The organism is Bifidobacterium santillanense (assembly GCF_018555385.1).
GTDB classification, from domain to species: Bacteria; Actinomycetota; Actinomycetes; order Actinomycetales; family Bifidobacteriaceae; genus Bifidobacterium; species Bifidobacterium santillanense.
On sequence record NZ_JAFEJS010000006.1, the window covers coordinates 1 to 20422 of the forward strand.

19 protein-coding genes, 3 tRNA genes, 1 rRNA gene and 1 pseudogene are annotated in these 20422 nt (G+C 62.0%); 10 read left to right on the top strand and 14 right to left on the bottom strand.

Translation table 11 applies throughout. The features are described 5' to 3' along the window. The first annotated feature begins 9 nt into the window (after positions 1 to 9). Positions 10 to 126, top strand: a 5S ribosomal RNA gene (rrf, locus tag JS528_RS06570). 616 nt (positions 127 to 742) lie between these two features. On the opposite strand, the gene JS528_RS06575 is transcribed toward rrf, so the two are convergent. Then, on the bottom strand, positions 743 to 1492 hold the full coding sequence (locus tag JS528_RS06575) for an ATP-binding cassette domain-containing protein (protein ID WP_214358303.1): 750 nt from the start codon (positions 1490 to 1492) through the stop codon (positions 743 to 745). Further along, positions 1489 to 3477, bottom strand: coding sequence for a hypothetical protein (locus JS528_RS06580; protein ID WP_214358304.1), 1989 nt, complete (start codon positions 3475 to 3477; stop codon positions 1489 to 1491). The genes JS528_RS06575 and JS528_RS06580 overlap by 4 nt, the downstream gene beginning before the upstream one ends. A gap of 366 nt (positions 3478 to 3843) precedes the next feature. Here JS528_RS06580 and JS528_RS06585 point away from each other — a divergent pair, with 366 nt between their 5' ends. Together JS528_RS06585 and JS528_RS06590 are read left to right on the top strand one after the other, a co-directional pair. After that, positions 3844 to 4494, top strand: coding sequence for a response regulator transcription factor (locus JS528_RS06585; RefSeq protein WP_214358305.1), 651 nt, complete (start codon positions 3844 to 3846; stop codon positions 4492 to 4494). Between the two features lie 146 nt (positions 4495 to 4640). Continuing rightward, positions 4641 to 5666, top strand: coding sequence for a sensor histidine kinase (locus tag JS528_RS06590; protein WP_214358306.1), 1026 nt, complete (start codon positions 4641 to 4643; stop codon positions 5664 to 5666). Between the two features lie 101 nt (positions 5667 to 5767). Here the strand turns inward: JS528_RS06590 and JS528_RS06595 are convergent, their stop codons facing one another. Beyond that, a complete protein-coding gene (locus JS528_RS06595) occupies positions 5768 to 6550 on the bottom strand; it encodes a nitroreductase family protein (RefSeq protein WP_214358307.1) in 783 nt (260 codons plus the stop codon). A gap of 477 nt (positions 6551 to 7027) precedes the next feature. Here JS528_RS06595 and urtA point away from each other — a divergent pair, with 477 nt between their 5' ends. The 6 genes from urtA to urtE are packed head-to-tail and all read left to right on the top strand — an operon-like array spanning position 7028 to position 12145. Then, the gene (gene urtA / locus JS528_RS06600; RefSeq protein WP_214358308.1) at positions 7028 to 8335 is read left to right on the top strand and encodes an urea ABC transporter substrate-binding protein; all 1308 of its coding nucleotides are present in this window, start codon (positions 7028 to 7030) and stop codon (positions 8333 to 8335) included. Between the two features lie 25 nt (positions 8336 to 8360). After that, on the top strand, positions 8361 to 9245 hold the full coding sequence (gene urtB / locus JS528_RS06605; protein ID WP_214358309.1) for an urea ABC transporter permease subunit UrtB: 885 nt from the start codon (positions 8361 to 8363) through the stop codon (positions 9243 to 9245). Between the two features lie 26 nt (positions 9246 to 9271). Then, complete coding sequence (gene urtC, locus JS528_RS06610; protein WP_214358310.1) at positions 9272 to 10372, top strand: urea ABC transporter permease subunit UrtC; 1101 nt, start codon at positions 9272 to 9274, stop codon at positions 10370 to 10372. Positions 10373 to 10386: 14 nt separating this feature from the next. Further along, the gene (gene urtD / locus JS528_RS06615) at positions 10387 to 11295 is read left to right on the top strand and encodes an urea ABC transporter ATP-binding protein UrtD (RefSeq protein WP_240541379.1); all 909 of its coding nucleotides are present in this window, start codon (positions 10387 to 10389) and stop codon (positions 11293 to 11295) included. Then, entirely contained in the window at positions 11295 to 11435 is a 141-nt protein-coding gene (locus JS528_RS06620; protein WP_214358311.1) for a hypothetical protein, read from the top strand. Before urtD ends, JS528_RS06620 begins: the two co-directional genes overlap by 1 nt. Before the next feature lie 8 nt (positions 11436 to 11443). Beyond that, complete coding sequence (gene urtE / locus JS528_RS06625; RefSeq protein WP_214358312.1) at positions 11444 to 12145, top strand: urea ABC transporter ATP-binding subunit UrtE; 702 nt, start codon at positions 11444 to 11446, stop codon at positions 12143 to 12145. Between the two features lie 19 nt (positions 12146 to 12164). On the opposite strand, the gene JS528_RS06630 is transcribed toward urtE, so the two are convergent. From JS528_RS06630 to JS528_RS06675, 10 genes and pseudogenes are all read right to left on the bottom strand, one after another. After that, positions 12165 to 13034, bottom strand: coding sequence for a YoaK family protein (locus tag JS528_RS06630; protein ID WP_214358313.1), 870 nt, complete (start codon positions 13032 to 13034; stop codon positions 12165 to 12167). A gap of 93 nt (positions 13035 to 13127) precedes the next feature. Then, positions 13128 to 13201 (bottom strand) — tRNA-Lys (locus tag JS528_RS06635). A 133-nt stretch (positions 13202 to 13334) separates the two neighbouring features. Then, positions 13335 to 13694 carry a cupin domain-containing protein gene (locus JS528_RS06640; RefSeq protein ID WP_240541380.1) on the bottom strand — a complete coding sequence of 120 codons (360 nt, stop codon included), beginning with the start codon at positions 13692 to 13694 and terminating at the stop codon, positions 13335 to 13337. 139 nt (positions 13695 to 13833) lie between these two features. Continuing rightward, positions 13834 to 14679 (bottom strand): class I SAM-dependent methyltransferase, encoded by an 846-nt coding sequence (locus tag JS528_RS06645; RefSeq protein ID WP_214358314.1) that lies wholly within the window; start codon positions 14677 to 14679, stop codon positions 13834 to 13836. Positions 14680 to 14835: 156 nt separating this feature from the next. Beyond that, a tRNA-Thr gene (locus tag JS528_RS06650) sits at positions 14836 to 14907 on the bottom strand. 1 nt (position 14908) lies between these two features. Continuing rightward, positions 14909 to 14990, bottom strand: a tRNA-Tyr gene (locus tag JS528_RS06655). Positions 14991 to 15164: 174 nt separating this feature from the next. Further along, a pseudogene (locus JS528_RS06660) lies at positions 15165 to 15341 on the bottom strand (DUF488 domain-containing protein); the annotation flags it as partial. 28 nt (positions 15342 to 15369) lie between these two features. After that, positions 15370 to 16176: a PhzF family phenazine biosynthesis protein gene (locus JS528_RS06665; protein WP_214358315.1), complete on the bottom strand. Its 807-nt coding sequence runs from the start codon at positions 16174 to 16176 to the stop codon at positions 15370 to 15372. A 91-nt stretch (positions 16177 to 16267) separates the two neighbouring features. Then, complete coding sequence (locus tag JS528_RS06670; RefSeq protein WP_214358316.1) at positions 16268 to 16603, bottom strand: branched-chain amino acid transporter permease; 336 nt, start codon at positions 16601 to 16603, stop codon at positions 16268 to 16270. Further along, positions 16603 to 17400: an AzlC family ABC transporter permease gene (locus JS528_RS06675; RefSeq protein WP_240541381.1), complete on the bottom strand. Its 798-nt coding sequence runs from the start codon at positions 17398 to 17400 to the stop codon at positions 16603 to 16605. Before JS528_RS06675 ends, JS528_RS06670 begins: the two co-directional genes overlap by 1 nt. A gap of 167 nt (positions 17401 to 17567) precedes the next feature. Between JS528_RS06675 and JS528_RS06680 the strand changes: the two genes are divergently transcribed. After that, positions 17568 to 18446: a LysR family transcriptional regulator gene (locus tag JS528_RS06680; protein WP_214358317.1), complete on the top strand. Its 879-nt coding sequence runs from the start codon at positions 17568 to 17570 to the stop codon at positions 18444 to 18446. Between the two features lie 231 nt (positions 18447 to 18677). On the opposite strand, the gene JS528_RS06685 is transcribed toward JS528_RS06680, so the two are convergent. Next, a complete protein-coding gene (locus JS528_RS06685; protein ID WP_214358318.1) occupies positions 18678 to 20246 on the bottom strand; it encodes an RNA-binding domain-containing protein in 1569 nt (522 codons plus the stop codon). Positions 20247 to 20422: the final 176 nt, after the last annotated feature.

A 20422-nucleotide genomic window follows, 5' to 3' on the forward strand; every position in this document is an offset into this window, starting at 1 on the left:
CAGAAGATTTGCGGCGACCATAGCCAAGGTGAGACGCCCGGTCCCATTCCGAACCCGGAAGCTAAGGCCTTGCACGGCGATGGTACTGCACCCGAGAGGATGTGGGAGAGTAGCACGTCGCCGCTACCAAACATCAGACAAGCCCCGGTAGAGCCAAGCTCCCGGGGCTTGTCGCATATCCACGCAAACGTCAATATCGCGTCCGCCGTCGGCGTTTCGGACCGACGGGGTGGTGTGCGGCACGTCCGCCCGCGCACGGAATCACACCCTACGACAAACGTGTGAGCCCCGATGAACCGCAGACCGAACATCGGAACGCTCATTTCCCCGGAATTCCAAGGGAACGGCGGATGTTCGGTTGTGCGGTTCCGTGCGGATGGCTCACACGTTTGCTATTGAGAACGGTTCTCTGCGCAGTCTACTTCTCCAGATGGAAGCCTTGGGCCTCGGCGTTGGGCAGGAGCGGCTTGTTGCTGGTGTCCTGGCCGCTGACCTTGACGATCTGCTCGCTGAAGGCGTCGACCGGGCGGTTTGACTTTGAGACCGAGGCGCTGTAGGTCAGCTTTGGGATATTTACACATGGAATGGATGCGGTATGTGTCCGGCCCGCGACCGTTTCGAGGACAGTCGGTCTAGGCCGGACTTCGGATCACTTGTCTTCGTGCCGTACTGTGTGATTGCGAGGAGTCGCCTTACGGTCTTGTTCCCATCAGGTGCATTCTGTCGGTGGGGGGGACAACAGTCATCGGTTGGGGACGAGAGTGATGTGCTGGTCGGTTAGGGAGACGATGTCGGGATTATGGGTGGTCATGATGACCATGGAACCTTGATCGGCGAGGCTTCGCAGGAGGTTCATGACGCGGGAAACATTGTCGGGGTCGAGGGCTGCGGTTGGCTCGTCGGCGAGAACGATGCGTGGACTGCGCGTAAGCAGTCGGGCGATGGCGACACGCTGTTGTTCACCTCCTGAGAGCGTGTATACCTTGGCATTGCGTTTGTCGGAAAGTCCGACTTGGTCAAGTCCGTAGGAGGCGAGTCGACTGCGTTGGGAACGTGGGATACCCGCGCTGGACATGGCGAGGTCAAGATTGCGGTTGACGGTCCATTGGTCGACAAGTGCGTAATTCTGGAAGAGAAAGCCGTACGCGTTGCGGTAGAGTTGGCGGATCCGACCTCGCCCCAGTCTATCGAGACGTTGATGACCGTAAGTGATGATACCTCGATCGAGAGGTTCGAGCAGCCCGATTGCGTTGAGCAGGGTGGTCTTACCCGCACCGGAGGGACCTGTGATTGCGGTGATGGTGCCGGGGTCGATGTGAAAGGTGAGATCGTGCCATAGAATGCGACCATTGATGCTTTTCGTCAGTCCCGCTGCATCAAGCGAAGCTGGGCTGTTGGTTTTGATCATCTTGGGCGTGTGGTTCATACTGATGTTGTCATTCATGGTAGTGTTCTTCGGATTTGTGGGCAGCTTGTTATCGTTGGCGTTCATGATTGTTTGATGGTGTCGGCGCGCATTCTCCGGTCCCACACGGCGCAGGTAAGGAATGCCGCTGCCAGGCCTACCAAGATGATGAGGGCAGTGGTCAGAGTCCATTGCCCGCTACTGTGCCATGGTGCGACGGCGATGCTGCCTGAGACCAGACAGACGAGGACGATGAGAGCGTGCGGCCCGTATCGTCTGATGACGGTCGCGCCGTGGATGTACTGGACGAATAACCTCTGACGATGGCGTTCGCAGTAGCCGTCACTCAAAGTCGCAACTACGATGGCCAGTCCCATGACGGTGGACAGGGCCATGAGCCCGAACTCTGTAATTGTCTGCTGTGCCTGTGCAACCTGAGATTGTGCCTGTTCGACGGTATTCTGAGCCGAAGCAACCAGACCCGTCAGATTGTATGATTGCAGCCATCCGTCGAGCTGCCTGACGGTTCCGGCGGCGAACAAGACGCTGCCCTGACTGGCGTAGGCAAGCCTGTTCGACGGCGATATCGCGGTCGCGGGTAGGACGACGATCATCGTTGTCGCGTGCAACTGTGTGGCATTGGCTTGAATCGCGGACGGTGTGTACAGGCGTATCGTCAGATCGTCGGGGAGGGAACCAGATGTGGTCTTGGTATCGTCCAAGCGGGTGCCATCGACCTTGTCGGCGAGATCACGTTCCATGCTGACGAGCTTTTCCAGTGCGCCAGTCAGATAGGTTCCTTCTTTCCGCATGCCCGAAGGCAAGAGCAGTTGTGCTTTGTCTTCGGCTTCATGGTCGTAGGGGATGCCAAGCTGCCGAGCTGCGGTCGGGTTGACGATCAGGCAAGGACGGCTCGTTTCGGGTGTGTGCCCGTCCAGCTGGTCGAGCATGCATTGAGGTTCGTAGTCGATGATCTCCAGTTTGCCGTGTCGATCAAGGGCGTCGGTGAATGACTGCCATCTCGATGTGTACTGGTCCATTTCCTTGCTGGTCATGCTCCAGAACGACAAGGAATAGGCATTGGGTGCCTTGGAAGCCAGAACGGCAGCACGATGCGCGGCGGATGCCTGACCGATTGAATCCATGGCGATCGCCGATGTGGCCGATGTGGCCGATGCACCTGCCAACAACGCTATGACGGACACAGCCATAATGACACGCAGTGGTCGTTTTCCCTTGATCTGGTCAAGTATGCGCGTCACCAAAACCGAGACCGACAACGAAGCCAGCAGAGAGGCCATCAGCATCACAGATAGAGAGCCCATGCTTGTGGCCGCCGCGGTCAGAAACGGCAGTCGGTTCGTTCGAACACCCCATACCATACCCGATATCAGGATCAGCAGGAGTATGGCTCCGACCATGACCGTGCACTCGATGAGCCAGTTTCCGCAGATCTCACGGGCAACTGCCGTTAACCGGGGCATGCCATGGAACGACTGAATCGCACGGCGTTTCATCATCGCCGATGAGGACACCAAGCCAGCGGCCAGAGTCAGAAAGAACACGAACAACGGCAGTACAGCCAACGGCGTCTGTGCGAACTGCCCCATCAGATAACGGATTGATGCGATTTCCGGTGTATCCGTTTTCAATCCTCTCACGTTCAGTGCTGCGACGAAGTCGCGTACGTCATCCGACTCTCCATAGACGATCCATCGGCCGGTCGGTGCGGTGAGTTCGTCCGCTTTGCGTACGATGATCCGATCGCCGAATACGTAACTACGTGCGGTATCACCGACCACGGGTGCTCCCGGTATATGAGTCATATCTCGTGCGTCGGTGACCAGCAGTACATCGCCTCCGCCGGCATCCGCTGAATTTGAAACCAACTTGGCCGCCACGACATGATGTTCTCCGGCTACCGTTCCCAGTGTGGACACGTTTGCATCGTTTGCGCTCGTCACCTGTACTGCGCCCGTGCCGCTTAACGGGAACCATGATCCCACCATTCCGGCGAATAATGCGCTGGTCAGTATGGTCACCATCACGTCTAACAGGATGGCAATCTTCAACAGTCGATGCACTGGAGTGATGTTCCTTTCATAACGAAAGCGCGACGGCCATAGAGCCGTCACGCATGTTTACTCATCGGGTTTCCCGATGGTTAGAAGACTTCATAGAAAGCTCGAGTCGTACCGGACGTGACCCAAGCCGATGCGCGTGACCACGCGCCCGGCGCGGCATAAGCGCCGTTCCGTTTGGAGATATTCATGATGATGCCTTTCGTTGTGCTGATTGCAGTTCTTCGAGGAGCCGAAAAGAACGATAGGTTCGAGAAAAGGCCGTGAGAAGGCCTTGTAATCGGAAGCGATGACAAGAATCATCGAATGCCATCGAAACCAATGACAGCGGTGCGCGCCGAGCTATACTGTGCAGTCATGGAAAACGAGCACAATACCCTGCTGATCGTGGATAACGACCGCATCACCCTAATGGCACTGCGTTCGTTTTTGGAGAAGGCATTGCCTGACTTCAGCCTGTTGCCTCCCGTAGATAGAGGGGATGAAGCCATCCGACAGTGCACGAGCGTGTTCAACCCACCTGAGGTGTTACTCATCGATATGTCGATGAACGGCATCAACGGTCCCATGGCCATCAGGGCCATTCGGAGAGAGAACCGTGCGATACGCATCTTGGCGATGACGTCGTTCACCCTTGCGGACTATGCGTGTGAAGCGGCCGACGCCGGCTCGCAGGGCATCATCAGCAAGAACGATGTCCAGCACATGTCTCAGGCCCTGCGGACCATCGCGGATGGTCGTGTATGGGATGGAGGTTCCGGTGTCGTGTTCGAGGATGCTGCCTTGGCCTACGAGCATGTCAGGGCCAATAGGAGAAACGATCTATCCGCGCGTGAAATTGAGGCCGTGGATGCGTGGAGCCGGGGCATGACCGCCGCTCGGATCGCCGAGCACATGGACGTGTCCGAGAACACCGTGCGCACCTATCTGGCGCGTGCTTCGGAGAAACTCGGTTGTGCGAGCCGCAAGGAACTCATCGGCGCCTGGCTGCGGCTGCGCAGCCGTTGACCGATATCATGCCGCATATTATGCACACGGCTGTTCGGACACTGATGAATCGTATACGGTCCCATCCGGGTATCACCGCACTCTGTTTGGCTGATCTCCTGTTCGTCGTTTTGGAGTGGGTGTCCTCACCTCCATCGGGATCGTTGATGACGATCGTATCCGTAGTGCTGATCGCTTGTATCGCTGCCACGCCCGTCATGCCCCGGCTGTCGCAATGGTTGGTGATCGGATGCTACTGCGTGTCATTGCTGCCACTGGGATATACCGTCGTGCAGGATGTCTCGTTGGCTATTGCAATCGGAATATTGGCCTATCTATACCCATTCACGGATGGAGTCGCCGCTGTAGTCGTGGCAACGATTGGCGGCCAGATCAATGCCGTGGTTGTTTATAGTCAGTCGTCGTTTTTCGATATCGCCGCATTCGCTCGAGTGATATTGCCGTTGGCCACCGCATGGGTATGCGGTTATGCCGCCAATCTTCATCAGAAGAGCATCCACATGCAGCGACTTGCGGAGAAGCATCTCGCCGCGGAAAAGGAAAACGAGCGTTTGCAGGCCAATGCCAAGATCGCCGTACGCATGCACGATACATTGACCAACGATCTCAGTTGCATTTCCGCCATTGCGCATCAGCATCCCGATGATCCTGAGTGGAACGTCATACTCCGGCGGAGTCAATCTGCATTCGTTCAGGCGCATGCTGTCATCGATTACCTATCCGGCCGCGGCATCAGGGAAGGAGATGGCGGTCCATTCATGGAACGGCTGAGACAACAATTGGATGAGGACGGCAAATATCTCGATTTCCTTGGATACCACGGCGTTCCGGAGCTCCACGGCGAGGCGTTGGTCACCACACATGATGCCGAGGAAGAGATATTGGCCTTGCTTAAAGAAATCGGCACCAACATCCAGCGTCATGCCGTTCCCGGTGATGAGTCCTACATACTCAATGTTGATGTCACAGCCGAAGGCGTGGAGATATTCGAAACCAATGACGTCAGTCGAACGGTGCTAAGCGAGGCAGAGCGCTCCGGTCGGGGCTTGGCTATGCATCGTGAACAAATCAAGCGGCTTGGCGGGATCTTGGACACCAACCTTGACGGACAGCTCTGGATACTGCACGCCGATATCCCCTGGGATAAGCGGATGATGGTGCCCAAGCGGTAGGTTGGTTTGCATTCGGGAGCGCACGATCGCGTATCCGTGGTCAACGGCATGAACCATTACGGTTGTGCGCTCCCAAACGGGCCATGGCTTGCAGGAATGAGTTACTTCTCCAGATGGAAACCTTGGGCCTCAGCGTTGGGCAGGAGCGGCTTGCTGCTGGTGTCCTGGCCGCTGACCTTGACGATCTGCTCGCTGAAGGCGTCGACCGGGCGGTCGGTGTTGCGCAGATCGTAGTACTGGTGCACGGTCGCGTCGAACTCGTCGAGCCCCTCCAGCGCCGCGTCGGCATCGGACGGGTACTCGTTCTCGAAGAACTGCATCGAACGCGGCATGCGCGGCTTCAGCGCCGGCTCCTGATCGGGCTTGCCGATCGCGAGGGCGAGCACCGGGTACGTGTACTTCGGCAGCTTGCACGCCTCGATCAGTCCCGGGACGTCGTTCAACACGGACCCCAGAATCACACAACCAAGTCCCAGCGAATACGCGGCCGTCTCCATCGCGTGCAGCGCCAGAACGGCGTCGTTCTGCGCCTGCGTGAAGTGGTAGCTGGCGGTGAGCCACCAATCCGGCGAGGATGTATCCACGCCCTTGCGTTCGGCGATGCGGGCGTTGCGCTGCTCGTCGATGATGAACAGGTACAGCAGCGGCGCCTCGGCGATGTACGGCTGACGACCGAACTCGGCGAACTTCGCCTTGAGCTCGGGGTCGGTCACACGGATCGCCGACCAGTCGTTGAGGTACTGGCTCGAAGCGGCGCGCTGCGCGACGGTCTCCAGAACGGCACGGGTGTCGTCGTCGATCGGATCGTCCTTGAACTTGCGGATGGAACGACGGTTCAGCAGCGTGCGAACCGTCTCATTATCAAGATCAGAATGTGTTGCCATAACCCCCATTATCGCAGTTTCACCAAGAAAACGGAAAAGACGATCCGCAACATTCATGCGTAACGGAGGTGTGGGATGCCGTACGCGATGCTCGACCGTAGGCTTGGCTGCTGAGCCGTTAGAGGAGCGATCCAGTGGATCGCTCCTAGGCGAAGTGAGCAGCTACGCTGCGAAGTTCCAGCGAAGGCTGGAAGCCTTGAGTGTGTCGAGCATCGCGTACGGCATCCCACACCGGCCGCCCACCGAAACCACCATGCGAAACGAAGTCGTTTACCTGTTGGACATCAATGAGACGAAAACGAAACACGAGGGCAACGGCGGGGAAAGCACGGAATGTGATGCTGTCACCTACAAGCGTTCAGGGTGGTACGCGGGGGACGGCGTCCATCGGTCGCGGATCTCTCGTGGTGCGTCTTCGGACGCGGCAACCGAACGCGAGCGAACGTCAATCACGTCGTACGCAGAGAGAGGGACCGTATGACTACATCACGTGCCAGGAAAATAGGGGCCAGGCTGGGGGCCGCCGCGTGCGTCCTCGCGGCGGTGCTGTCCACCGCCGGCTGCGGCTGGGGAAGGACCGTGGCCGAGAAGGAGGCCGCCGACGCCGCCTCCGACGGCTCGACGAACGCCGCGTCGTGCGTCGACACGTCGGGCGACACCATCAAGGTCGGATTCGTCAACTCGCTGTCCGGTACGATGGCGATCTCCGAGCAGACGGTCTCCGACTCGCTGCACATGGCGGTCGACGAGATCAACGCGAAGGGCGGCGTGCTCGGCAAGAAGATCCAGGTCGTCCAGCAGGACGGCAAGTCCGAGCCGGCCGTGTTCGCCGAGAAGGCGAAGACCCTGATCGAGAAGGAATGCGTGGCCGCGGTGTTCGGCGGCTGGACCTCCTCCTCCCGCAAGGCCATGCTGCCGGTGTTCGAGGCCGACAACGCGCTGCTGTTCTACCCGCTGCAGTACGAGGGCATGGAGGCCAGCCCGAACATCTTCTACTCCGGCGCCGCCCCGAACCAGCAGATCGTGCCCGCGCTCGACTACCTCAAGGAGAAGGGCTACAAGAAGCTGTTCCTCGTCGGATCCGACTACGTGTTCCCGCAGACCGCGAACCGCGTGGTCAAGGCGTACGCCGAGGGCAACGGCATGCAGGTCGTCGGCGAGGAGTACACCCCGATGGGCTCCACCGACTTCACCACCATCGTCAACAAGCTCAAGTTCTCCGGTGCCGACGCGGTCGTGAACACCCTCAACGGCGACTCCAACGTCGCGTTCTTCAAGGAGTACAAGGCTTCGGGCCTCAAGGCCGACACCGTGCCCGTCATCTCGATGTCCATCGCCGAGGAGGAGGTCTCCGCCATCGGCGTCGACAACGTCAAGGACCAGCTCACGGCCTGGAACTACTACCAGACGCTCGACAACGCGCAGAACAAGACGTTCGTCAAGGACTTCAAGGCCAAGTACGGGCAGAACCGTCCGACCTCCGACCCGATGGAGTCTGCGTACACCTCCGTCTACCTGTGGAAGGGCATGGTCGAGAAGGCCAAGTCGTTCGACGTGGACGCGGTCAAGAAGGCCGCCGACGGCGTCACGTTCGACGCCCCCGAAGGCAGGGTCAAGGTCGACGGCGAGAACCACCACATCTACAAGACCTCGTACATCGGCAAGATCGGCTCCGACAAGCTCATCCACACCGTGTGGAAGTCGGACGGCCCGATCAAGCCGGACCCGTACCTGAAGACCTACGACTGGGCGAAGAGCCTGAGCGCCGGCGTCGAGAGCAACTGACGAGAGAAGAGAAGGACACGAAACAATGGGTATGCTATTTCCTCAGATCGTGGCGGGTCTGTCCAACGGATCGATCCTGCTGCTCGCGGCCCTGGGTCTGTCGCTGACGTTCGGCCAGATGGGCGTCATCAACAACGCCCACGGCGAGTTCATGATGGCCGGCGCGTACACCGCGTACGTGACGAGCACGATCATCGGCAACAAGGCCGTCTCGCTGGGCGTCGCGCTCGTCGTCGGATTCGTCGTGGCGGGTCTGCTGGGTCTGCTGCTCGATGTGCTGCTGTTGGAGCGCATGCGCAACCGTCCGCTCGACACCCTGCTGGTCACGTTCGGCGTCTCGCTGGTCCTCCAGCAGCTCGCCCGCGACATCTTCGGCGCGACCCCGGTGTACGCCGAGGCGCCCGATGCCCTGACCAACCCGGTCACCGTGTTCGGCTACAGCTTCTCCGCCGGACGACTGTTCATCTTCATCCTGTCGATCGTGTGCGTCGCCGCGCTGTACGCGGTCCTGAAGCTGACGCCGCTCGGCCGCCAGATCCGCGCGACCTCCGAGAACCGCGATCTGGCGGAGGTGTCCGGCATCTCCACGAAGACGGTCGACCACATCACCTTCTTCCTCGGCTCCGGCATCGCCGGCATCGCGGGCGTGGCGCTGAGCCTGCTCAACTCCATCAGCTTCAACTTCGGCACCACGTTCATCGTGCAGGCGTTCCTCGTGGTCGTCGCCGGCGGCGTCGGCCAGCTCAAGGGCGCGGTCATCGCCTCCTTCGTGCTGGGCCTCGCCCAGTCCGCGATCGAGCTGCCGACCTCCGCATCAATCGGCCAGATGGCGATCTTCCTGATCGTCGTGGTCTTCCTGCAGTTCCGTCCGCAGGGACTGGTCTCCATCCGTTCGAGGAACCTCGCGTAGGGCGCTAGGGAAGGGACGTAACGATCATGAAGCATCTGACTGCAAACGAATTCGCGACGAAGTACAAGCCGCTGGTCGGCGCCGTCATCGCCATCGCGCTGATCTTCCTCGCGCCCGCGGTGATGAGCGTGTACAGCTTGGGGCTCCTGTCCAAGTACCTGTGCTATGCGATGGTCGCCATCGGCATCGGGCTGGCCTGGGGCCAGGGCGGCATGCTGACGCTCGGCCAGGGCCTGTTCTTCGGCCTCGGCGCGTACGTCATGGCCATCCACATGAAGCTCGAGGACATCGGCCCGAACCAGGTGCCCGACTTCATGTCCCAGTACGGCATCACGCAGGTGCCGGGCTTCTGGGAGCTCTTCCGCAACCCGGTCATCGCCGTGATCGGCGTGGCCGCGGTGCCGGGCATCGTCGCCGCGGTCCTGGGCCTCGCGGTGTTCGGCCGCGGCGTCAGGGGCGCGTACTTCGCGATCCTGTCGCAGGCGCTCGTCGCCGCGTTCGCCGTGCTGCTCATCGGCCAGTCCAAGACGACCGGCGGCACCAACGGCCTGAACGACTTCAAGGGCTTCTTCGGCTACGATCTGACCGATCCGGCCAACAAGCGGATGATCTACTACATCTGCGCGTTCCTGACGCTGGCCATGGTGCTCATCGTCTACTGGATCCGCCGCTCGTTCATCGGCAACCTGATCATCGGCGTGCGCGACCAGGAGAACCGCATGAAGTTCCTCGGCTACAACCCCGCGTCGATCAAGGTGTTCGCCTTCTCGGTGGCTGCCATGTTCGCCGGCATCGGCGGCGCGATGTTCGTGCCGGTCGTCGGCATCATCTCGCCGTCCGACATCAGCGTGACGCCGTCGATCCTGATGCTCGCCGGCGTGGTCATCGGCGGCCGCACCACGCTGCTCGGGCCTCTCGTCGGCACGCTCATCATCCGCTTCGCGGAGACGCAGCTGTCCGAGGCGTACCCGTCCGCGTGGACCTATCTCGAGGGCCTGATCTTCATTCTGGTCATCGCGTTCGTGCCGATGGGTCTGGGACAGTTCAAGGGCGTGTGGCCGTGGATCAAGGAGAAGCTGGGCATCGGGGTTTCCGGGCCCGTCAAGGCCGAGGCGGTGAAGGCATGAGCGAGGAGAAGGATATGACGACGACCCCCGCGTCCAGGGAGGAACTGGAGCAGCTGCGCGCCGAGATGGTGCAGATGCGTGACGAGGCCAAGCGCATGCGCGACGAGGCCGCGGCGATGAAGGCCGAGATCGCCGAGGAGCGCACCCGGCTGCACGATCAGCTCGCGGTGCTCGACGATCGCGGCGGCCAGTGGAACGACTATCTGGAGATCAAGGGACTGCACGTCGAGTTCGACGGGTTCGTCGCGGTCAAGAGCCTCGACCTGACCGTCGAGCACGGCGACCTGCGCTTCCTCATCGGACCGAACGGCGCCGGCAAGACCACGATCATCGACGCGATCACCGGCCTCGTCCCGGCCAGCGGATCGGCGAAGTTCCGCGGCGAGGAGCTGCTGGGACGCAAGCCGAACGACATCGTCAAGCTCGGCGTCGGACGCACGTTCCAGACCGCCTCCGTGGTCGAGGAGCTGTCCGTGCTGGAGAACCTGCAGCTGGCCGAGGGCTTCCGCAAGAAGGGCCGCGACCTGTTCCGCACGGTCGGCGGCGTCTCGCAGAACATCGAGTACATGCTCGACGTGTGCAACCTGACCGACGACATGAACACGCCCGCCGGGATCCTCCCGCACGGCAAGAAGCAGTGGCTGGAGATCGGCATGCTGCTCGTCCAGGACGCGCACCTGCTCCTGCTCGACGAACCGGTCGCCGGCATGACCCCCGCCGAGCGCGTGCAGACCGGCGAGCTGCTCAAGCGATGCAGCAAGAACCGCACGGTCATCATCGTCGAGCACGACATGGAGTTCATGCGCCAGTTCGCCGATTCCGTCACCGTGCTCAATCAGGGCGAGATCCTCGCCGAGGGGTCGGTCGAGGAGATTCAAAACAACGAGGAAGTCGTCAGGATCTATCTGGGTGGTGATCAGTGATGACGAACGGACAACAGGATACGGGTGCCGCGGGCGTCGCCGGGGAGTGCGTCTTCTCGGTGCGCATCGAAGGTGGATTCGCGCATTTGGATATCAGCATGGACACGATGAACGATGCGGCCACGGCGGCGAAAGGGTGAATGGGAACATGGCAATGCTTGAAGTGAAGGACCTCAGCACCGGCTACGGCAAGGTGACGGTCGTCAACGACATCAGCTTCGACGTCGAGGCCGGCCGGTGGGTCAGCATCGTCGGCAACAACGGCGCCGGCAAGACCACGCTGCTCAAGGCCCTGCTGGGACTCCTGCCGGTCTCGTCCGGCTCGATCACGTTCGACGGCGCGGACATCACCAAGATCGCGCCGAACCAGCGCATCCGCAAGGGCATGGCGTTCGTGCCGCAGGGGCAGCAGTCGTTCGGCACGATGACCGTCGACGAGAACCTGCACGTGGTCGCCGACCGCTACGGCGCCGAGGCCAAGGCCCGCTACGACGAAGCCGTCGAGATGTTCCCGGTGCTCAAGGAGTTTGCGGGGCGTCGCGCGGGCCTGCTCTCCGGAGGCCAGCGCCAGCAGCTGTCGATCGCGCGAGCCCTGATCACGCGGCCGAAGCTCATGATCCTCGACGAACCGACCGAGGGCATCCAGCCGAACATCGTCGCGGAGATCCAGAGCGCGATCCGCGCGATGGCCGAGCAGAAGGGCATCGGCGTGGTGCTCGTCGAACAGAAGGTGCAATTCGCGGTCGAACGCGCGGACCGCTACTACGTGCTCGCGTCGGGGCGCTTCATCGCGTCCGGCGAGGGCGGCGCCGATCAGGTCGAGGCAGCGAAGGAGGCCATGCGCGTCTGACGGCGCGTGCGGGTGACGGCTACCTGCCGGTGACCCAGCGCGCGTCGGACCGTACGCAGGGGACCATCATCGCGATGACCGCGAGCAGGCAGCCGATCATCACCATCAGGATGACGTCCTCGTGGCCGTTCGTCTGCAGGAGCGCGCCGGTCAGCGCGCCGGCAGCCAGCGCGACCATCACCACCGCGCGCCGGCCCAGCTTCGACTGCTCGTGGCCGTGGGCGGAGGTGTCCGCGACGACGCCGGTCAGCGTCATCGTGAGCACCGTCGTGGGCAGGTCCGGGACCGACAGCTTACGCGCGGTCGAGTTCTGGATGCCCATGGCCGGCGCGAGCAGCACGATGAGCAGGATGATGTGCAGGTCGATGTGGTTGGCGGTAGGGAAGTTGAGGCTCGGGGAGTTGGCGGCCTGAGCGGCCTGAACCTGTGCGGTGGCGATGGCCTGTGCGGCCGCCGTCGCCATGTTCGCCGGTTTGCCGGTCCCGCCCATCGTCGGTTCGGCGGCGAATCGGTTGAGCAGGGTGGTGCCGACCAGCGCCGCGACGACGAACGTTGTCTGTACGCATGTCGATACGAGCAGGTGCCGCGCGCGGTTCGCACCGAAATGGTGGATGATGCGCCCGCCGATGAGCGCGCCGACCATGAACGCGACCAATGTCAGCGCCGACGTCCACCACACGAAGCCCTGCGCGTGCGCGATCGAGAATCCCAGGAAGACGATGTTGCCGGTCACGTTGGCGACGAACACGTGCCCCAGCGCGAGGTAGCTCAGCGCGTCCACGAGACCGGCGACGAAGGTCAGAATCACCAGTGCGGGGGAGAGCAGACCGTACTTGTCGTCCTTGCGGGGGATGAGCGTGCGTCCGGCTTCGGCGAGATGCGAGGTCATGGTGCGGGTTGGGTCCTTCGGCGTACGGTTTCCGGGGATGGGCCGGGTTGGAGAATGCAAAAGGCCGGGACCTTTCGGTTCCGGCCTTATCTGTGCCCCCGCAGGGATTCGAACCCTGGACACGCTGATTAAGAGTCAGCTGCTCTAACCAACTGAGCTACAGGGGCGTTGGTCAGATGTTGAAGTGTTCCTTGCAACGAGTGACTAATATACACCACTTTTTGATTGACGCAACTCGGGCGACACGCCATCTCAATATGTGGTCAATCCGGCGGTCGCCCGGTTGATCGAACGAATCGACTAGTGACGCATCATGATGAGCATCATCTTGGAGGCCTCCTCGGCGTAGACCGCGTGGGGCAGTCGGGTCGGGAAGTGCAGGATGCCGCCCGGCACGAGGTCCACGGTCTTGCCGCCGCCGGTCACCTTGAGGCGGCCCTCGAGGCACTGCACGAGCACCGGCATGGCGGCGGTGTGCTCGCTCAGCTCCTGGCCCTTGTCGAAGGAGAAGAGCACCACGTTGGCGCCCTCCACCTGCATCACGGTGCGCGAGACGGTGGCCTCGGGCTGGATCGCGACCATCGGGGCGAGGTCGTCGATGAACTCCATCGCCATCGGCTGATCGTCGCGGGAGTCGGTGGTCGAGGTGTGGTCGGTCATATCATGCTCCTTGTCATATGTGTCATACGTGCGTCGTCGTTGCCGGCTGCGATGCCGGTGCGTCGCCCGTGTGAGGGCGGACGCGCGTCCTACGTACCAGCTTAACCGCTGATCGCGTACGGATTGCGGCGTGCGCCGGTCAGTCCCTGCGGCGCGCCACGAACGCGATGCCGGTGAGCTGGTCGCCGTGCGTGTTGAACACGCGGCGCATCCTCAGCACCCGCGCGCGCAGGTCGGGGTGCGTCAGCAGGTTGCGCATGATGCGCAGCGCGCCGAGCACGCCCTCGTCGGCCAGATTGCGGCGCGGCTTCAGCAGCGCCATCGGCTCGACGCCGGTCCACAGCACCTCGAATCCCTCCGATTCGAGCAGCTCCCGCCATTCGGCGGCGGTCAGCGGCCTCGCATTGACCCTGATGGTCTGGGCGAGGTCCCTGCGGATCGCGTCCTTGACCGTATCGGCCAGATCGTCCGGGGCGAGTCCCATCTCGTGGATCGCGTACAGACCGCCCGGCTTCAGCAGGCGATGGGCCTCGCCGATGATCGCGCGCTTGCCGCGTTCGGACTGCATGGTGAGCATCGCCTCGCCGACCACCACGTCCGCCGAGCCGTCCGGCAGACCGGTGTGTGCGGCGTCGGCCTCGACGCACCTGCCGCCCACGGACTTCGCCAGCGGGGTGATGATGTCCACGACCTGCGGGTCGCGGTCGACGCCGGTGTATCCGGCCGGTGCGGCGTCGAGGATCAGTCGGGTGGTGCGGCCGAGGCCCGGCGCGAACTCCACCACGCGTTTGCCGGCGAGCGGCGCGTGCGCGAGCATGCGTTTGGTGAGCTTCTCGCCGCCCGGGCGCAGCACGCGCTTGCCGAGCCGGGCCAGCACCCAGTGGCCCTGCATGTGCTCGGCGTCGCGGTCGGCCTGGGGCAGCTGCGCGTCCGTGATGGTCGGCGTCGTGGTCGTCTGGTCGGTCGTCGTGTTGCGTTCGGTCATGGGGCCAAGCATACGGAATCGACGTCGTGTGCGGAAGACCGTTTTTTGAGGTGGATGGTGGTCTGCGTCACTGTTCCGTTCGCCGCGGCTCGTCGTCGACGACGGCGGTGGGGGAACGGGAAGGATGGTGATTGCATAACCGATGGGAGAAAAGAGAGCCCCGAGTGAGAATTGGACTCACGACCTCTTCCTTACCAAGGAAGTGCTCTACCACTGAGCTATCGGGGCGTGGCGGATAGTGGATTCGAACCACTGAAGCACGAAGCGGCTGATTTACAGTCAGCTCCCTTTGACCGCTTGGGAAATCCGCCAGTCTGTTTCCTTCGCGACCAAGTCGTTGAACTTGACCTCGTCAAGGCAACCTGAGCATTATGTCACGACTTCGCGGATTGTGCAAATCGCGTCGTCGCCGGCATGTCTCGCCGGCATGTCTCCTCGGATATGTCCTCGGAACGCGGCGCGGATTACGGAATTTTCCGCGTCGCGCGCCAAGGGTCGTGTCCGAACCGTGTGCGCAGACCGGGTGACGGCGCGATGTCCTTCATCCACAGGTCAAGGGCGGTACGTTCCCGGCTTATGCCGCGCGGTCACAGCCGATCCACCGGAATCCTGTAGCCGTCTTCGGGTTCCGGCTTGTCGTAGATGCGTTTCACCCATGATATTCATGCCCCCGTCATCACGTCACCGGCGTCAGTCGGGCAGGATGGTGCCGACGGAGAACAGCGCCGCGCTGCCGCCGAGACCGACGCGACCGTTGTTGACCGTGGCGTGGATGATGCCGCCGCGCGTCGACGCCTGATACGCGGTGAGCGCGGTTGTGCCGAGGCGGCTGCTCCAGTACGGCAGGATGTGGCAGTGACCGGAACCGCAGACCGGGTCCTCGGGGACGTCGAGCTTCGGCGCGAACGAGCGGGACACGCAGTCGAAGCCCGAACCCGCGTCACCGGCCGCCGTGACGTTGGCCAGCAGACCGGGCAGGCCCTTGACTAGCTCTTGGTCGGGGTTGAGGTCGCGTACGGTCCGTTCGTCGGGCATCACGCACAGCAGATCGCGGCCGAGCCACGCCTCGATGGGACGTGCGCCCAGGGCCTGCTCCATCGCGTCGGTGACCGGCGTGGGCCTCAGGTCGAAGGCCGGGAAATCCATCGTGAACACGTCGGCGCCGGCGCTTCCGCGCGTGCGGATCACGGTCAGCACGCCGCTCATCGTGCGGAACCGCACCACGTCGGTGTCCGGCTCCACGAACCGCAGCACCACATACGCGGAGGCGAGCGTCGCGTGCCCGCACAGGTCGATCTCGCCGCCCGGCGTGAACCAGCGCAGATGCCATTCTTCCGGTTCGCGCACGATGAACGCGGTCTCGGAGAACCGGTTCTCCATCGCGATGTCCGCCATCAGCTCGTCCGAGGGCCACGATTCCGGCATGCACACCGCCGCCGGATTACCCCTGAACACCGTGTCCGTGAACGCGTCCACCACATACTGCCGCATAGTCATACGTATCTCCCATTGCCTTCGTCGTCTACCGTCGGATGTTCGTCGCCATGAATCCCCTCCCAAAGCAGCGAGGCGGGAGGCCGCAGGCCCGTCACGCGAACACCAGCTGGACGAGCATCATGTACACGATGGTTCCGCCGGCGACGGACACCAGCATGCTGTGACGCCACCGATGCAGTAGCACGATGACAAGGACCGCGATCGCCTCGGGCGCCCCGTGGAATCCGGAGAACAATGACACGTCCTTGAGCGCGTACACCACCAGCAGGCCGGTCATCGCATGCGGCAGCACCCTGCCGAGATAGGTCACGACCCTAGGTGGGCGACGCGAATCAGGGAACAGTATGAACGGCAGGAAGCGGGTGAGTATGGTGCCCAACGAGACCGCCGCTATGGTCACGACGGCCTGCCATGTGGTCATGGTCATCATCGTTCCTCCCCGTTCCGGGTGCCGCGCCCGTCGTCCGCGTCTTCCAATCTCGTACGCAATATCAGGAACGTCGCCAGCATCAGCGCCATGGCCGGGATCATGAACCGGTCCGGGCCGAACAGCGCCAGACAGATCGCGGAGGCCGACAACCCGACCAGCGCAGACGCATGAGGGCGCGCCGAATCCGCGAGATCCACGATCGCCGGGCGTGGACGCGGGCGACTGCCGTCGTCCTCCCTCCGATCCCGATCGTCATCCCACTGTCCAAGGAGGATCGACAGGAACAGGGCGGCGAGCACGAACTCGATGCCCTTGGTGTCGAACGGAAGCACGCCGCCGGCCAGCCAGCCCAACGCTATGCCGCCGAACCAGTAGGAGCGGCAGAGGACGGAGATGAACACCATGAACCATCCCCGGTCGACCGACGCCGGAATATGAACGCTGGAATCGACGGCGAACGTCTCGTCGATCATCGTGAAGATCAGATACGGCTTTTTCCAGCCCAGGCCGCGGAATGTGTCCAGCATCGACAGGCCGTAGAACAGATGACGCGCGTTGACCATGATCGCCAACAGGAACGCGGACCACGGGGCGAACGGGGACAGCAGCAGATCCACGGTGACGAATTCCATCGACCCGGCGAAGATGACATAGCCCATGGCCAGCGGGTACACGATCGGGAATCCCTTGGCATGCATGAGCAGTCCGTAGGATCCGCCGAAAAACAGGAAGCCGGCGGCAATCGGTAGCGTGGGCGGCAACGCGGCGCGGAACGCCGTACGCAACAACGCCATATCGGGGGATCCTTTCCTTCATTGATGTTCCCGTGTGCGTCGAACGATCCAACTGCGTTGGACGTGTCCGATGGCGGCCATCGTATGGCGGGCATATGCGATAAGTACAATCAACTTCGCTAATGAACGAATAAGCAATGCTTATACATTCATCTATGATGAGGGTCATGGATAATCGGTATCTCGCCCTGCGGCACATCGTCGAATACGGCAGCTTCTCCGCGGCCGCCGACGAACTGCGATGCAGCCAGTCGGCCGTCAGCCAGATGATCGCCTCGCTGGAGAAGGAACTCGACGTCACCCTGCTCAACCGGCAGCGCGGCGGATGCACGCTCACCGAGGAGGGGCGCCAGCTCTACCCGCTCATCGAACGCTATGTGGAGGACGGCCTGCGCATCCGGGAACGGACCGACGAGATCCTCGGCCTCGACACCGGCGTGATCCGCATGGGCACCATCGCCAGCATCTCCGCCCACTGGCTGCCCGGACTCATCAGCGGATTCCAGCGGCGTCATCCGAACGTGCGGTTCGTCCTGCATCAGGGCGACTACACCACTATCCAGGAATGGATCCACAACGGCACCATCGACTTCGGGTTCATCAACCCCGCCGCCGCGCGTGACGTGGAGACCGTCACCATCAAACGGGGCACCATGCTCGCCGTCCTGCCGCAGGCTCATCCGCTCGCCGCACTCGACCGGGTGCCGCTGGCCGCGCTCGCCAAGGAGCCCATGATCCTGCTGGAGGAGGGGCATTATTCCGAGCCGTTGGAGGCGTTCGCGTCGGTCGGGCTCAAACCGAACGTGCGGCTGCGCATCCACGACGACTACTCGATCATGACCATGGTCGAGGCCGGATTGGGCTTCAGCATCCTCGCCGAACTCATCCTCCACCGCACCAGCGCCAACTACCGGCTCGCCCTGCGTCCCACCGACCCGCCCGTGGAACGCACCATCGCCATCGCCTACGCCGACCGCGACAGGCTTCCTCTGGCGGCCAGACGATTCATCGAGCACCTGCGAAGCAATATCGATGCGTTGCCGTGAGGCGATTCGAGATTGGGGCCGTGGGGCTCCATGGTGACCTCGGCACTCTCGGGGACGGTATGAAAAAGCCGGAATCCCTTGGAAATCAAGGGTTCCGGCGATGGCGGAGGATGCGAGGAATCGACCTTCAGGGCGACTCCGCCTTACTGCCGATTGAGGTATGCGGGATTCGCGCGCTCGCCGTACCACCTGCGTTACCACGTCCGCGACGTATCGTGACGGGTCTTCACGTCATTCACGGGATGGTTGCGATGGGGTGAGGATGCGCCATGTGCCGCGTCTGTCCGAGCCTTCGCGAGTGATGAGCCCGTTTTTCCTCATCGTCTGAAGCGCACGCCATATCGTGTTATAAGACACGCCCAGCGCGGATGCTGCTTGCCGGTAAGTGAGCGACGGATTGTCTCCAATCAGGTTCAGAAGCAACCGCTCCCTTTCCGTCAACCCATTTACAGTCCCATTTACAGTCCCATTTACAGTCCCATTTACAGTCCCATTTACAGTCCCATTTACAGTCCCATTTACAGTCCCATCGGGGTCATTTATCTGCTCACTTGGGTCGTTTGCAGTCTCATCTTGGTTATGCTCGTCCTCGCTGTGAACAGATAAATCACCCGCAGCGACGTCACCTTCCACCCAGCGCACGGGGACGAACGCCTCGAACACGTCGCCGTCGTCGAGCACGGGATCCTTGCCGGAGTAGGGTTTCGAGTACTTGTACAGGTTGCGCATGCCGCTGCCGAGCTCGTCGGCCAGACCGATGTTGCGGAAGAACTTCGCGATGAACGGGTTCTTGGACACCGGTTTGAAGCTCGTGATGGCGAGTTGGCCCTGAAAAATCGCCTTGGAGGCGTTCTCCGTGTGGATGCCGTCGTTGAGGATGAGGAACTTGGCCGGGTACGGGCTGACGAACTCGCGATGAATCATCAGGTTCGAGACCAGCTCGCGGATGATGATGTCGCGAGGGCTGACGGTCTGGTCGCCCTCCAGCATGAACCGGTCGGGCAGGTATCGCTTCGCGAATTCGGAGATCTGCGCCTGCGCCTCGATCAGGTTCGTGGCCACGATGAGCCGGTCGTCGTAGCGGTCCAGGTTCTCGCGGCGCACGATCACGTCGGTCTTGTAGGCGGGCGCGATGCGTGAGATGACTTCGTCCTTGCCGAGCAGCATCACGGCGGCGAGGTTGAAGCCCTTTTCGCCGGTGTCGTAGTTCACGCCGTACAGGTCGGCGCTGCGCATCAGCTCCATGTCGTCCATCTCGGCCCATGGGTGGCCGGGCGTCTTCAACGCGGCCAGCTTGCGCACGCGCGGCAGCAGATCGAATCTGAAGTCGGACGGCTTCAAGTACCGGTACACGCGTTGTTCGCTGAAATGGTTCTGCTTGCGGATGTGCATCTGCGCGATCTGCGTCTCGCTGGTGATGCGCCGATCCACGTCGGCCACACGGTCGTAGATCACGTGCTTGAAGCTGACGACGGCGGGACCGGCGGGGACCCACACGCGGATCACGAGCTTGCCGTCGTATTCGATGCGTTCGGTCTCGATGGCGGGCGCGACGTTGAACAGTTTGGGATTGCCGACCACGTTCACCAGATTGCGCTCGATGGCTGTGGCCTGCGACCGATTGACGCCTTCGATGGTGCCGTCGTCGAGCACGCCGAGGTAGATCGATCCGCCGAACCGGTTGTTGAACGAGCACACCGTCTCGAATGTGTCCGCCTCGGGCTGGACGCCGCAACGCTTGAACTCGACAGAGATGTTCTCGCCATGCTCGAGCACGGCGGAAAGTTCCGTAGCGTTCATGTCGCCTCCCCCGAATCATTTGTTTGTCCAGTGTAACGCAGGTCAAACTAGGCAACTCGAAATGCGGAATCTGAGATGACTCATTCGCCGGTGATGCGTAAGTACCGGCGCTTGACGTGTGCTCCTGCCGTTGACCGGAACAACAAGGAGCACACCGAATAGCCGTCAGCTACGTC